The sequence below is a fragment of the Actinocrispum sp. NPDC049592 genome (genome assembly GCF_040675465.1).
Lineage (GTDB): Bacteria > Actinomycetota > Actinomycetes > Mycobacteriales > Pseudonocardiaceae > Kibdelosporangium.
On record NZ_JBFAPA010000014.1, the window covers coordinates 275,066 to 288,447 of the forward strand.

Below are 13,382 nucleotides of genomic sequence, written 5' to 3' on the forward strand. Positions count from 1 at the left end.
AGAGTCAGGGAGATGAGAACAGCAACGGCCCGGTTGTTCGCCGCGGTCGCGCTCCTGGTCGGCATGGTGGCGGCCGTACTGCCGTCGTCGGCCGCCGCGGCGTGCACCCCGGCGATCGTGGACATCGGTGGCGTGTCGCAGCCGGAGGGCACCGGCAACGCGACCACGTTCCGGTTCCCGGTGACGATCACGCCCGCGGAGGGGTGCAAGGCCGAGGGGACGGTCCGGTACCACACCAGGGACGGGTCGAAGGCGGACAAGGACCCCGCCAGGGCCGGCGAGGACTACGCGGCCACCGAGGGTGAGCTGAAGTGGGGCGGCGAGCCCACCACGCAGTACATCTCGGTGAAGATCAACCCCGATCGGGTGCCCGAGCGCCTCGAAGTGTTCTGGGTGCAGCTCGACTCGCCCAAGGGCGTGTGGCTCGGCCACGGCGCCGCACCGGGCTGGATCCGCAACGACGACGGCCCGCTCGGCCGTGCCAACGCCGGCGGTGAGTGCCCTGGCGGCCCCCAGTGCGCGGGCACGTCCCAGGACAGCGGGATCTGCTGGGTGATCAACAAGTCGGTGACCGCGGACTTCTTCTTCTCCTCCCCGGACGGCGACAAGTCGGTGACCGTCAGCACCGTCGAGGACAGCGCCGGTGTGGACCCGGGTTACCTGCCGATCAAGGACAAGGTGATCTCGGCACGGGACGGCGAGACCCGCGCGAGCGTGCGGATCCTGCTGACCCGCAACGAGCCGATGACGATCCACCTTGTCTACGACAAGCTCACGCCCGGCTACACCGCGGGCAACATGGACACCACGATCACGGTAGTCCCTCAATAGCGAGTGCCTCAGCCGTCGCGTTCTCCTGCCGGTAGAGCTCCACAGCCCGGCTCCGGTGGGCGGACGCGACGGCCGGGCGGCCCAGCCGGTCCTCCAGGTCGCCCAGGTCACGGTAGAGGTGGGCATGTTCGTACCCGTCCGGCACCGCGCCGCGGATGGACAATGCCAGCTCCAGGTGCTCCCGGGCGCCGCGCAGGTCGTCCCGGCCGAGGCAGGCCCGGCCGAGCCGGTCCAGCGCGACCGCCTCGATGTGCGGGGCCCGGTGCTCCCTGGCCAGCGCCAGCGCCAGCTCGAACTGCTCCGCGGCGGCGGCGAAGTCCTTGCGCCGCAGGTACACCGCGCCGGTGTGCAGCAACGCCTCCATCTCGGTCCAGACGTACCCGATCTCGCGCAGCAGGGTGACCGCCTCCTGCAACGTGTTCAGCGCGAGGTCGTCGTCGCCCAGCTCCAGGTAGGCCTCGCCGAGGGTGTCCAGGGTGGCCGCCTCCAGCCGGGGCGTGTCCAGCTTGCGGAACCGGGCCAGCGCCTCGGTCAGCGGCTCGAGGCTCTCCGCGGCCCGGCCCATCTGGATCAGCGTGCTGCCGAGGTTGCGCTGCGACAGCGCATGGCCGAGGTGGTTGTCGACCGCTGCGCACCGGGCCACCGCCATCTGGTGCGCCTCAACGGCTTCGTCGAACCGGCGCATCTCGGAGTAGGCGTTGGCGAGGTTGTTGTAGACGTGTCCCTCGCCGTCGAGGTCCCCGGCCGCGCGCACCGCCCGCAACGCCAGGATGTTGGTGTTGACCGCGTCCTGCAGGCGGCGGGTCATGTAGTACGAGACACCCAGCGCGCGCAGCATCTCGGCCTCGGCCAACGGATCGCCGAGCTCGGCGGCCGCGGCCGCGCCCTGCCGGCACAGTTCCACGCGGTCCTGCCAATGGCCGGTGGCGTCGTAGAAACTCGTCAGCAGGTACGTGAAATGCCATGCGGCGGTGAGCCTTCCGCTCTCCCGGGCGAACCTGGCGGCGGGCACGAGGTTGTGCCGTTCGCCTTCCAGGAATGCGACCGCGGCGTGGCGGTCGGGGGCGAACGGCAGCTCCGGCGCCTCGTACCGCAGGCTCGAGGTGACCAGGTCGCGGTTGGGGTCGATGGCCTTGTTGGCCGCGCTGGCCACCAGCAGGTACCAGTCGACCAGCCGGTGCCCGGCCTCGGCCGTGGCCGCCTCCGGCTCGTCGGTGCGGGCGCACTGCCGGGCGAACTCGCGGATCAGGTCGTGGAACCGGAACCGGTCCTCGCCGACCGGCATGATCAGGTGCGCGGCCTTGAGCTCGGTGGTCGCCCGGCGCCCGTCCTTGGCCGGGACGCCGCACATCGCGGCGCCCAGCGACGCGGTGAACGTGGTCCCCGGGGTGAGGCCCAGCAGCCGGAACATCCTGGTCTGCGCCAGTTCCAGCGGCAGGTACGCGCTGGCGAGCACGGTCCGGACGGTCCTGGTGTCGCCGTCGACGGCCAACGCGTCGAGGCGGTCGGCCCCGGCCAGTTCCCCGGCCAGGCCCGCGATCGGGCGGGCGGGTTCCCCGGCCAGCCGGGCCGCGGCGATCCGCAGCGCCAACGGCATCCCGCCGCACAACCGGGCCAGTCTGGCGGCCGGGCCGCGTTCGCGGTCGACCCGGTCCGCGCCGAGCACGCTGCTGAGCAACGCGATCGAGGCGTCGTGCTTGAACGCGTCCAACGGGACCATCCGCACGGCGTAGCGGGTTCCCAAGGCGGCCAACGACTTGCGGCTCGTGACGATCAGCAGCGTGCGGGTCCCGCCGGGCACCAGCGGCAGCACGTGCTCGACGTCGCCCGCGTTGTCGACCACGATCACGCATCGCTTGCCGTGCACCAAAGACCGGTACAGCGCCTCGCGGTCACCGATCCCGCCGGGGATGCGGTCCTCGGGCATTCCCAAGCTGCGCAACAGATGCGCGAGGGCGTCGGCCGACGACATCATCCGGCGCGGGTCGTGCCCGCGCACGTCGACGAACAGCTGCCCGTCCGGGAACCGGCCCGCCACCCGGTGTGCCCACTGGACGGCCAGCGCGGTCTTGCCCATACCCGCGGTCCCGGAGATCACCACCACCGGCGGCTCGGACTCGTCCAGCAACTGGTCCAGGGCGGCGAGTTCGGCCTCGCGGCCGGTGAAATGCCCGACCCGCGCGGGAAGCTGCGCCGGGCCGGTGGTCATCTGCTGCGGCGCGTCCAGGCTGGCGTCGCGCCGGAGGATCGAGCTGTGCAGGGCGAGCAGCTCCGGGCCGGGCTCGGTGCCCAGCTCGTCGGCCAGCCGCAGCCGGACGGTCTGGAACACGCCCAGCGCCTCGGTGTGCCGCCCAGAGCGGTACAGCGCCAGCATCTGCAGACCGGCCAGCACTTCGCGGGTCGGGTGCTCGGCCAGCAGCCGGGCCAGCTCGCGGACCGCCTCCTCGTGTTTGCCCAGCTGCAGCTCGGCATCCCAGAAGGACTCCACAGTGGACAGCCGGAGCTCGTGCAGCCGGTCCGCCTCGCGCAGGCCCCAGCCGGTCAGGGCGGCGTCCGCGAACGCCTCGCCGTGCCACAGGTCCAGTGCCCGCCGGAACCCGGAGGCCGCGCGGTCGACCGCGCCCTCGGCCGCATGCCGTTTGGCGACACGGACCTGTTGCTCGAACAGCAAAGCGTCGACAGTTGAAGCGTCCACATCGAGCACGTAGCCGGGATTGCTGGTGCGCAGCACCGGGTCGAAGCCGGACCGGTCGAGCGCCTGGCGGATCCGGGCGACGTGACTGTGCAGTGTGCGAACGGCTGTACGCGGCGGGTCCTCGCCCCAGACGACGTCGACGAGCTTGCCCACCGGCAGCACCTGACCGGCGTGCAGCGCGAGCATGCCGAGCACGGCGCGTTGCCGGGTGCCTTGCAGGACGGCCGGGCCCGCCGGACCGATCGCCTGCACGCGGCCAAGGATCTGGAACTCGCCCACCTTGGCCCCTCCTGTGCTCGGTCGACGGTGAGCAGAGCGTAGTCACGCGTGCTCTACCGGCGAAACCCCCCAAATGCCTCAGCTCCAGAGAGTGACATACACCGGTGGGCGGAACCGCGACGGCGGCAGCCCGGAGCCCGGTTCGCGCATCACGCGCAACGCCGTCGCGCCGGTGAGGAAATGCAGGAAAGCCTCGGCGGCTGGGGATCTTCGCTCCGGCATCAGGGTAGTTGCGTACCAGGTCGTTTCCGCCGGAGTTGCCCAAGTGGGCAGAATTCGCAGCTCTCCCCGCCGCACTTGGGCACAGACCAGATGGGCGGGCGCGGGGGCCACGCCGGCGCCGTCCGCGGCGGCTGCCCAAGCGGCCGTTTGGCTCGGATAGACCCTGATCCGATGATCCTCCACCTTCATCTTGCGCAGCAATCGCCCGCAGTCACTGCCCGGATCCGTGCCAGAAGGACCGACAAGCCAGTTCCACTGCTTCGGTGGACCACCCGGCGGCCCGGCGACGACCAGCTGGGTGCGGAACACCGGTTCGCTGACCAGCTCGACACCCGGGTCGTTGGCCAGGTTCGGGCCGATGGCCACGTCGGCGAACCGGTTACCGACCAGCACCGGCAGCTCCCCGCTGGCGGCGACCCCGGCGCTGGTGTCGGTGATGCGTCCCTTGGTGAACGCCTCCAGCAGCGGAGGGACGACGAACTCGATGATCGTGCTGGACGCGATCACCCGCAGCTCCTCGGGCGCGCCCAGCCCGCTGCGCACCGCCGCCTGAGCGTCGGCGCCGAGCGAGACGAGCTTCGACGCGAGCGGCAGCAGCCGCCCACCGGCCGGAGTCAGCTGCATGACACTGCCCGCGCGCACGATCAGCTGGTCGTCGAACTGCTGACGCAAGGCGCTCAACGCCTGGGAGACGGCGGGCTCGCTGACACCGAGCGCGTCGGCGGCGGCCTTCACCGACCCCAGCCTGGCCACCAGCACAAAAGTGCCGAGCTGCGTCAGCGTCATGCACCGCGATGCTACGGAGTTACTTGGGTGGCCCCACTGGCCTGTTAAGCATTCGGTTAATGGAGCCGTTTCTCTTTTCGCGGCTCTTCCTAGCATGGGGTTCATGAGCGAGCAGCCCGACAAGGACGTGCTGCGGGACATCTGGCGTGCGCGTTCGCAGACAGACCTTTCGACGTTCACCGGGCAGGGGAAGACGTGCCGCGCGATGCGGCACGTGGGCGCCGAGCCGGTGGACGACGACCTCCGGGCGGCCTGGCGGGACCGCCTGGCCAGGGAGGGCAAAAGTGGACCTCCCGCAGTCGGTCAGTGACCTGACCGCGCTCCTCCGCAGCGGCGGCTACCTCGCCGATCGCGGTCTCGCCACGGCCGCTTTCGTCGCCATGTCACTGGGGCGGCCGCTGCTGCTGGAGGGTGAGGTCGGCGTCGGCAAGACCGAGATCGGGAAGGTGCTGGCCGCGGTGCTGGGGCGTTCGCTGATCCGGTTGCAGTGTTATGAGGGCATTGACACCAATCAGGCGCTTTATGAGTGGGACTACGCGCGGCAGTTGCTGGCCGTGCGTGCTGGGGCTCCGGATCTTGGGGAGTTGTTCGGGGCCTCGTTCCTGGTGGAGCGGCCGCTGTTGCATGCTGTGCGGGCTGGTTCTTCGGCGGTACTGCTGATCGATGAGGTTGATCGGGCGGATGACGAGTTCGAGGCTTTTCTGCTGGAGGTGTTGTCGGACTTTCAGGTGACGATTCCTGAGGTTGGGACGATCGCGGCTGCTTCTCCGCCGCTGGTTGTGTTGACCTCGAACCGGACCCGGGAACTCCACGATGCTTTGAAGCGTCGGTGCATGTATCACTGGATCGGGTATCCGCCGCCTGATCGCGAGGTGGAGATCGTGCTGCTGCGGCAGCCTTCGCTGGGGGAGGCTTTGGCGCGCAAGGTGGTCGATGCCGTGACTCGGTTGCGCAAACTCGACCTCGCCAAGCCGCCGGGGGTGGCTGAGACCATCGACTGGGTGCGGACTCTGGATCTGCTCGGCGAGACGTCCCTGACCCCCGATGTGGTGTCGTCGACTCTGGGGGCTGTCGTGAAGGAGCGCGACGACCTGCATCTGGTTCAGGGTTCGTTGCGGGACATCGCTCCCGATGCTTGAGGTCCTGGTCCACTTCGGACAGGCACTCCGCGATGCCGGTGTGCCCGTCGGAACGGGTGACATCCTCACCTTCAGTGCGGCGTTGGCTCGTCTCGACCTCACCGACATGTACTGGGTCGGCCGAACAACTTTGGTCAAGCGTAAAGACGACATCCCGGTGTATGACCGAGTGTTTCGGGCGTACTTCCTGGATGCCGGTTCTCCGGTTGAGGAGCTGATGAAGCTCAAGACCGCCGTTGAGGGTATCGACACCACGTTCGACATCCCGTCTGTCGAGCCCGGCTCCTCTGAATCCGATGCGGTTCAGCTGGGCCTGATGGCGTCGGCTGTGGAAGTGTTGCGTCACAAGTCCTTCGCCGCCTGCACTCCGTCGGAACTCGCTGCATTGCGCCGGATCATGTCCCGGATCCGCCTCAAACCCCCACACCGCCGTTCCCGCCGGACTCATCCCCGCCGTATCGGCCTCCTCGATCTGCGCCGCACGATCAGAGCCTCTCTGCGAACCGGCGGAGACCCAGCAGCTCTCCTCCGCAAACAACGCCGAGTCCGCCCGCGTCCCGTGGTCCTGATCCTCGATGTTTCCGGATCAATGGCCAGCTACTCTCGCGCGCTCCTCCAGTTCGCGTACTCGACGGGTCGGGCCGCGGACAAGGTGGAGGTCTTCTGCTTTGGAACCCGCCTGGCGCGGGTCACCCACCAGCTCCGTCACCGCGATCCTGACAGTGCTCTTACTCGTGCTGCTTCTCGGGTCACTGATTGGGATGGCGGCACTCGTATCGGGTCCTCATTGGACACTTTTGTGCGCGACTGGGGGCGTCGGGGTTTGTGCCGCGGTGGGATCGTCGTCGTGTGCTCTGATGGGTTGGATCGCGGTGATCCGGATCTGTTGGCCAGTGCTATGGAACGTCTGTCCCGGCTGTGTTATCGCCTGGTCTGGGTCACTCCTCATTGGACGGCTCGGCCTCAGTCGTTGGGGATGATGGTTGCCGATCCGCATATCGATGTGTTGCTGGATGGGCATGATCTGGATGGTTTGGCTGAGTTGGCTCGGGTACTGCCATCTCTGTAGGGCGCTTCAAAAGAAGCGCTCGCCGCGCGGCAGGCCGCCAAGAGGGGCAGGGGATCCTTCGGATCCCTTGTGGGCTGGGTTGGGTGCGTGTCCTGTCCCTCCCGTATGGCCTGCCGGAGGTAATCACAGGTGTCAAGGGGGATCCGTAGGGCTTCCAGCGTTGTGCTTTGCGTTGGCGGATCCCCCTTGACACCTGTGATGAGGCTTCGCCCAGGCCATACGGGAGGGACAGAACACGAGGCCGGGGTCTGTGTCGCTTGCGCTTGTTATGACCTGCGGTGAGTCGCTGGGATGGGTGAAACCCTTATATGCCAAGGAGTTTTTCTGGCTGTGGCGGTACTATTGAGTCGTGGAAAGTTGCGAGAACCTCTGGCAGTTGGGCGATACCGAGAAGGTGTCGCTGGCTCATGGGATCGCGGCTCAGATCTGGCAGTTGCATGCCCGGTTGCTGGAAGTCGTGTCCCACATGGACAACGGCGGCACTGGCACGAACCTGGGGTACTCCAACACCGCTGCGTTGCTGGTGCATGTGCTACGCGTCCCGCGTCGGGAAGCCCTTCACCTGATCGCCCAGGCCGCCGATCTGTTCCCCGGTGTCACGCCCACCGGTGCGGTCACCGAAGCTCCGCTTCCGCAGACCTCCGCAGCCTTGGCCGCCGGTGAGATCAGTTCCGAGGCCGTGGACGTGATCCGCAAGACTCTCAAGGATTTGCCGGATCTCGACGCGGAGAAGCGTGTGCTGGCTGAGTCGGTGATGCTGGAGCAGGCCGCCGAGGACGACCCCAACGCGTTGGCCCGCTTCGGCTTGCGTGTGCGTGCCATGGTCGATCCCGACGGGCCGCCACCGGTCGACCCTGAACCCGCACGGCAGACCCAGGTCTTTCGCTACCGCGATCGCCGGGATGGCAGCCTGGAGATGTCCGCTGTGGTGGCCGCCGAGAATGCTGGCCCGCTGCGAGCGATGATCCAGGAGTGTGAACGGCCTCGGCCTGGCGACCTTGAGGACACCCGTACGTTCGCTGAGCGTCTCGGTGATGCTTTTGCTGAGCGGATCCTCAAGCGTGCCGCCAACTGCCCGGACATGCCGTTGAAGAACGGGCTGCGCACCGAGATCGCCTTCACCATCTCGTTCAACGACCTCATGCGTGACCTCGACGACCGCATCCTGGTCGGTGATGACATCTACATGACCGCCCGCGAGGCTCGGCGGATCGCCTGCGACTGCCATCTGTTCCCCGCGGTCCTCGGCAGCAACTCCGAACCCCTCGACATCGCCGCAGGCGCCTACTCCACCCCCGCGCACATCCGCCGTGCCCTGGTCCTGCGCGACAAGGGCTGCGCCTTCCCCGGCTGCCCGAAGTCCGCGAGTGTCTGCGATGCCCACCACATCCACCACTGGGCCGACAACGGCGTGACCCACATCGACAACCTCGTCCTGCTCTGCCCGCACCACCACCGCCTCATCCACAACAGCGACTGGACCATCCAACTGCTCAACAACCGCCCATCCTTCACCCCACCCACCTACATCGACCCACTCCAACGCCCCCGAACCAACTCCGCCCGAACACCCCTCCCACCCCGAACACCCCCACCCCATACACCCCCACTGTCCACACCGCCGCCACTACCCACAACACCGCCACCACCGCCCCGAACATCGCTACCACCCCGTACACCCCCACTACCTACACCGCCGCCACCATCCCGAACACCGCCACTACCCACTGCCGCATAATCTCCTCGCCCTCGCCCTCGCCCTCGCCCTCGCCCTCGCCCTCGCCCTCGCCCTCGCCCTCGCCCTGCGCTCCTGCCCTCGCGTTCCTGGGGCTCGCGCCTTGCCGCGCCTTCGCCTCTGGCCGCGCCTTCGCCAGTTGGGGCCTGGCCCAGCCGGTTAGTCGTGGTGGCAGGTGTGGGTGGTCGTCTCGGGGGCGGTGGGGGTGGGGGTGGGGGTTGGGTGGGGGCGGAGGGAGAGGAGTTCGGCGTAGATGGACAGGGCTATTTCGGAGGGGGTGTGGGCGCCGATGTTGAGGCCGGCGGGGGTGTGGATGCGGAGACGGTCGGTGGGGGAGAGGTCGAGTGAGTTGAGGACGGCCTGGCCGCGTTTCTGGCTGGCGACAAGACCGATGTAGGGGACGCCGGAGCGGACGGCGGAGAGCAGGATGGGGGCCTCGTCCTTTCCGTGCGAAGCAACGACAACCGCTGCCAGGTCCTCCGGAAGCAAAGGACCGGATGGGCGGACGTCGTGGCCCAGGGCTTTGCCTACGGTTCGCAACGCGCGGGCGATGGGGGCGTCGCCGTGGATGTGGATGAGGAGAGGTGGGAGGACTGCTTCGAGGAAGATGTCCAGGGAACCGCCGGAGAGGCAAGGGTTTCCCACGGTGACGAGGCCTTCTGTCGTGGTTTCTGCTGTTGCTGTGGGAGTTATGCGGAGGAGGGTGGACTCGCCGGTGCGGAGCAGGCGCATGCCTTGGGCGCGGACCGTTGACTCCGCGCAGTCACCGCCGACAAAGCCCTCCATGGAGCCATCGGACAGGACCAAGGCGCGGTCGCCGGGTTTGGCGCTGGTAGGACGTTCGGCGCGCACGACGGTCGCCAGCACGTAAGGGGTCCGGCCCTCACGCAGGCCTTCCGCCCGGTCCAGCATGTGCATGGCCGCCTCCTCTTCCTCTCTACCTACTCGATGGCCAGGTCACTACGGAAACCCTGGCCGTGTATGGCGCACCACACGGCCGCTGGAGTCAACGGCATGTCCGCGTGGCGAACACCAAAGGGGGACAGGGCATCCATCACCGCGTTCACCACGGCGGCAGGCGAACCGACAGTGGCCGACTCGCCGATTCCCTTGGCGCCCAGAGGGTGGTGCGGTGAAGGGGTCACCATTGTTGCGAGTTCCCAAGGTGGGCAGTCCATGGCGGTCGGCAGCAGGTAGTCCATGAAGGACCCGCCGAGATGGTTCCCGGACCGGTCGAACGGCATCAACTCCATCAACGCCATGCCGATCCCATCGGCCAGCCCACCGTGGATCTGACCCTCCACAATGGTCGGGTTGATCCGCACCCCGCAGTCGTCCACGGCGATGAACCGCCGCACCGACACCTGACCAGTCCCGGGATCCACGTCCACAACGCACAGATACGCGCCATAAGGGAACGTCAGGTTCGGTGGGTTGTACACGCAGCTCGCGTCCAGATGCCCCTCAACGCCTTCCGGGAGGTCCACAGTGGAGTGTGCGGCCATGGCGATCTCGCGGATCGTCCGCCCGATGGTGGGTGCGCCGCGAACGAACCACCTTCCGCGCTCCCACTCCAGGTCGTCGGGGCTCACCTCGAGCATGGCGGACGCGACCAGCTTGGCCCGTTCCCGAACCCGCTGAGCCGCAACAGCAGCCGCCGCGCCGGACACGGGAGTCGAGCGAGAACCGTAGGTGCCCAGGCCGAACGGCGTCACATCGGTGTCGCCGTGGACGACCTCGACCTCCTGCGGGCTGATGCCCAGCTCGTGCGCGACGATCTGCGCGAACGTGGTCTCGTGTCCCTGACCTTGGGTCTGTACGGAGATCCGCAACACCGCCGAACCGGTGGGGTGAACACGAAGCTCGGCCCCATCGGCCATCCCCAGGCCGAGGATGTCCATGTGTTTGCGCGGGCCCGCGCCGACGGCCTCGGTGAAACAGCTCAACCCGATGCCCATGTACTCGCCACGCTTCCGCCGCGAAGCCTGTTCTGCCCGCAACGCCGGGTAGTCCGCGGTATCGAGAGCCAACCGCAACGCCGCCGGGTAGTCGCCCGAGTCGTACTCCCACCCGGTCGGGCACACGTAAGGAAACTGCTGCGGCTTCACCAGGTTCTGGAACCGCAGCGACGCCGGATCCCGGGACAGCTCCAACGCCAGCAGGTCCACCAGGCGTTCGACCAAATAGGACGCCTCGGCTACCCGGAACGAACACGAATAGGCTACCCCGCCCGGCGCCTTGTTGGTGAACACACCCGTCACCGAACAATGAGCCGCTGTGAGGTCGTAAGAACCGGTGACGATGTGGAAGAACCCGGCCGGATAGTTGCTCGGCTGTGCCGTGCAGTTGAACGCCCCGTGATCGGCGAGCACCCGCACCCGGAGACCAAGGACCTTACCGTCCTGAGTGGACGCGATCTCGCCATGCATGTGGTAGTCACGGGCGAAAGCGCTCGTCATCAGGTTCTCCGAGCGGTCCTCGGCCCACTTCACCGGCCGCCCGGTGACCATCGACCCGACCACGGCACAGATGTAGGCCGGATAGATCGGCACCTTGTTGCCGAACCCACCGCCGATGTCGGGCGAGATCACGCGGATCAGGTGCTCCGGCATCCGCAGGATCGTGGCCAGCAAAGTCCGGTGCGCATGCGGTGCCTGGGAGGTCGACCACACGGTGAGCTTGCCGGAGACGGGATCCAGGTCGGCCACGATCCCGCACGTCTCCAACGGCGCCGGATGCACCCGCGGATAAAGAACATCCTGAGCCACAACGACATCGGCGGCAGCGAACACCGCGTCCGTCGCGGCCTGGTCACCCGCCTCCCAGTCGAAGACGCGATTGTCGTCCTTGTCCGGCAGGTCATCGCGGATCGGAGGGCTCTCTAACGATGTTAGAGCGTCGACGACCGCGGGCAATGGCTCGTATTCGACATCGATCAATGCCAAGGCATCGCGAGCCGCGTAGTGGTCCTCGGCGACAACGAAAGCCACCTCCTGGCCCTGAAACCGGACCTTGTCGGTGGCGAGCACGGCCTGGGTGTCGTACGAAAGCGTTGGCATCCAGGCCAACGAACGTTCCTGTAGATCGGCGCCGGTCAAGACCGCATGCACCTTGGGATGAGCAGCCGCCGCGATGGTGTCAATGGACAAGATCCGCGCATGTGCCAACGGACTGCGCAAAACGGCGCCGTAAAGCATCCCAGGCAGCTGGATATCGTCCACATAGGTCCCTCGGCCACGAACGAACCGCGGATCCTCCTTGCGGTTCATCCGCCCGAACCCCATCGGCGTGCCATTGGCGGTCATGAGCCCGCCTCCAACGCCGCTGCATGCCGGATCGAGCGCACGATGTTCTCGTACCCGGTGCACCGGCACAGCTGTCCGGCGAGAGCCGCCCGGATGTCCTCATCGGACGGATCGGCAACCGTGTCCAGCAACCATCGAGCGGTCATCATCATCCCGGACGTACAGAACCCGCACTGCAACCCGTGGCACGCGACAAACCCCTGCTGCACCGGATCCAGCTCCGGACCCGCGGCCAGCCCCTCAACCGTCCGAACATCCTGCCCGTCAGCCATCACGGCCAGGACAGTGCACGACTTCACCGGCACACCATCAAGATGCACTACGCACACGCCACAGTTCGAGGTGTCACAACCCCAATGCGTCCCCGTCAGCCCCAAATGGTCGCGCAGAAAGTGCACCAGCAGCAGCCGGGGCTCGACGTCCCGCACGTACTCGCGACCGTTGACGACCACCGTGATCTGCATGTCAGACCGCCCGTCTCGCGGCCAGCCGGAGCGCCCGCGTGGTCAGCTCCCCGGCCAGATGCCGTTTGTACGCAACGGGTCCTCGCTGGTCGGCAGTGGGCGAACAGTGCGCTGCGGCGATCCGGCCCGCCTCCACGAACCGCTCGTCGGAGGCAACCCCACCGCGCAAGAAGTCCTCGGCCTCGGCGGCGACGAACCGCGAAGCCCCCAAAGCAGTCAACCCAATGCCAACCTCAGCGATCTCACCATCCACAAGCGACAAGACCGCCCCGGCGGCGCCCACCGCCCAGTCGCCGGCCCGCCGATCGACCTTCACATAGGCACTCAAAGACCCCACCGGCACCTGAATCTCCGTCAGCAGCTCGCCGTGCGAGAGAGCAGTCTGGTACGGCCCAGTGAAGAAGGACCGCGCCGGAATGGTCCGGGTCCCGGAAGGTCCACATGCGACCAGATCGGCACGCAAAGCCGCGAACACGGCGGACAAGTCCTCCGAGGGGTCCGCCTGGCACAGCGAACCCCCAATGGTCCCGCGGTTTCGGACGATCGGATCCGCGATCACCCGTTCGGCGTCATGCAGGATCGGCAGTATCGACCCGGCCAGGGTGGAGGACAGCAGTTCGGCATGCCGGACCAGCGCACCGATGCGCAGCGTTCCGTCCAGCCTGATCCGGGACAGCTCGGTGAGGCCGTTGATGTCGATCAGGGCCTCCGGGTGGGCCAGCCGCAGCTTCATCATCGGCAGCAGGCTGTGCCCGCCGGCGAGGACCATCGACTCGGTCCCATACTGGGCCAGCAGCGTCAGCGCGTGCTGCACACTGGCCGCCTTCTGGTACTGGAACGGGGCCGGAACTTGCATG

Annotated in this window: 11 protein-coding genes; 5 read left to right on the forward strand and 6 right to left on the reverse strand. The window is 67.6% G+C overall.

The window, feature by feature from the left end; translation table 11 throughout:
• Window positions 1-12: 12 nt before the first annotated feature.
• Window positions 13-831: a Calx-beta domain-containing protein gene (locus AB0J95_RS31940; protein WP_364766102.1), complete on the forward strand. Its 819-nt coding sequence runs from the start codon at window positions 13-15 to the stop codon at window positions 829-831.
• Here AB0J95_RS31940 and AB0J95_RS31945 read toward each other — a convergent pair.
• A complete protein-coding gene (locus AB0J95_RS31945; protein WP_364766105.1) occupies window positions 812-3,805 on the reverse strand; it encodes a BTAD domain-containing putative transcriptional regulator in 2,994 nt (997 codons plus the stop codon). The two genes, AB0J95_RS31940 and AB0J95_RS31945, sit on opposite strands and share 20 nt — an antisense overlap.
• Window positions 3,806-3,883: 78 nt before the next feature.
• Complete coding sequence (locus tag AB0J95_RS31950) at window positions 3,884-4,813, reverse strand: LysR family transcriptional regulator (protein WP_364766108.1); 930 nt, start codon at window positions 4,811-4,813, stop codon at window positions 3,884-3,886.
• Between the two features lie 103 nt (window positions 4,814-4,916).
• On the opposite strand from AB0J95_RS31950, the gene AB0J95_RS31955 reads away from it, so the two are divergent.
• The 4 genes from AB0J95_RS31955 (at window position 4,917) to AB0J95_RS31970 (ending at window position 8,759) form a co-directional block, all read left to right on the forward strand.
• Window positions 4,917-5,123, forward strand: coding sequence for a hypothetical protein (locus tag AB0J95_RS31955; RefSeq protein WP_364766111.1), 207 nt, complete (start codon window positions 4,917-4,919; stop codon window positions 5,121-5,123).
• Window positions 5,098-5,952, forward strand: a complete 855-nt coding sequence (locus AB0J95_RS31960) for a MoxR family ATPase (RefSeq protein ID WP_364766113.1) — start codon at window positions 5,098-5,100, stop codon at window positions 5,950-5,952. Before AB0J95_RS31955 ends, AB0J95_RS31960 begins: the two co-directional genes overlap by 26 nt.
• On the forward strand, window positions 5,945-7,021 hold the full coding sequence (locus AB0J95_RS31965; RefSeq protein ID WP_364766116.1) for a VWA domain-containing protein: 1,077 nt from the start codon (window positions 5,945-5,947) through the stop codon (window positions 7,019-7,021). Before AB0J95_RS31960 ends, AB0J95_RS31965 begins: the two co-directional genes overlap by 8 nt.
• Before the next feature lie 349 nt (window positions 7,022-7,370).
• The gene (locus AB0J95_RS31970) at window positions 7,371-8,759 is read left to right on the forward strand and encodes a DUF222 domain-containing protein (RefSeq protein ID WP_364766118.1); all 1,389 of its coding nucleotides are present in this window, start codon (window positions 7,371-7,373) and stop codon (window positions 8,757-8,759) included.
• A gap of 156 nt (window positions 8,760-8,915) precedes the next feature.
• On the opposite strand, the gene AB0J95_RS31975 is transcribed toward AB0J95_RS31970, so the two are convergent.
• The 4 genes from AB0J95_RS31975 to AB0J95_RS31990 are packed head-to-tail and all read right to left on the reverse strand — an operon-like array spanning window position 8,916 to window position 13,381.
• Window positions 8,916-9,674 (reverse strand): XdhC family protein, encoded by a 759-nt coding sequence (locus AB0J95_RS31975; RefSeq protein ID WP_364766120.1) that lies wholly within the window; start codon window positions 9,672-9,674, stop codon window positions 8,916-8,918.
• A gap of 23 nt (window positions 9,675-9,697) precedes the next feature.
• Window positions 9,698-12,061 (reverse strand): aerobic carbon-monoxide dehydrogenase large subunit, encoded by a 2,364-nt coding sequence (locus AB0J95_RS31980; protein WP_364766123.1) that lies wholly within the window; start codon window positions 12,059-12,061, stop codon window positions 9,698-9,700.
• Window positions 12,058-12,525: a (2Fe-2S)-binding protein gene (locus tag AB0J95_RS31985; RefSeq protein ID WP_364766126.1), complete on the reverse strand. Its 468-nt coding sequence runs from the start codon at window positions 12,523-12,525 to the stop codon at window positions 12,058-12,060. Before AB0J95_RS31985 ends, AB0J95_RS31980 begins: the two co-directional genes overlap by 4 nt.
• Window position 12,526: 1 nt before the next feature.
• Window positions 12,527-13,381 carry a xanthine dehydrogenase family protein subunit M gene (locus AB0J95_RS31990; protein ID WP_364766129.1) on the reverse strand — a complete coding sequence of 285 codons (855 nt, stop codon included), beginning with the start codon at window positions 13,379-13,381 and terminating at the stop codon, window positions 12,527-12,529.
• Between the last annotated feature and the right edge of the window lies 1 nt (window position 13,382).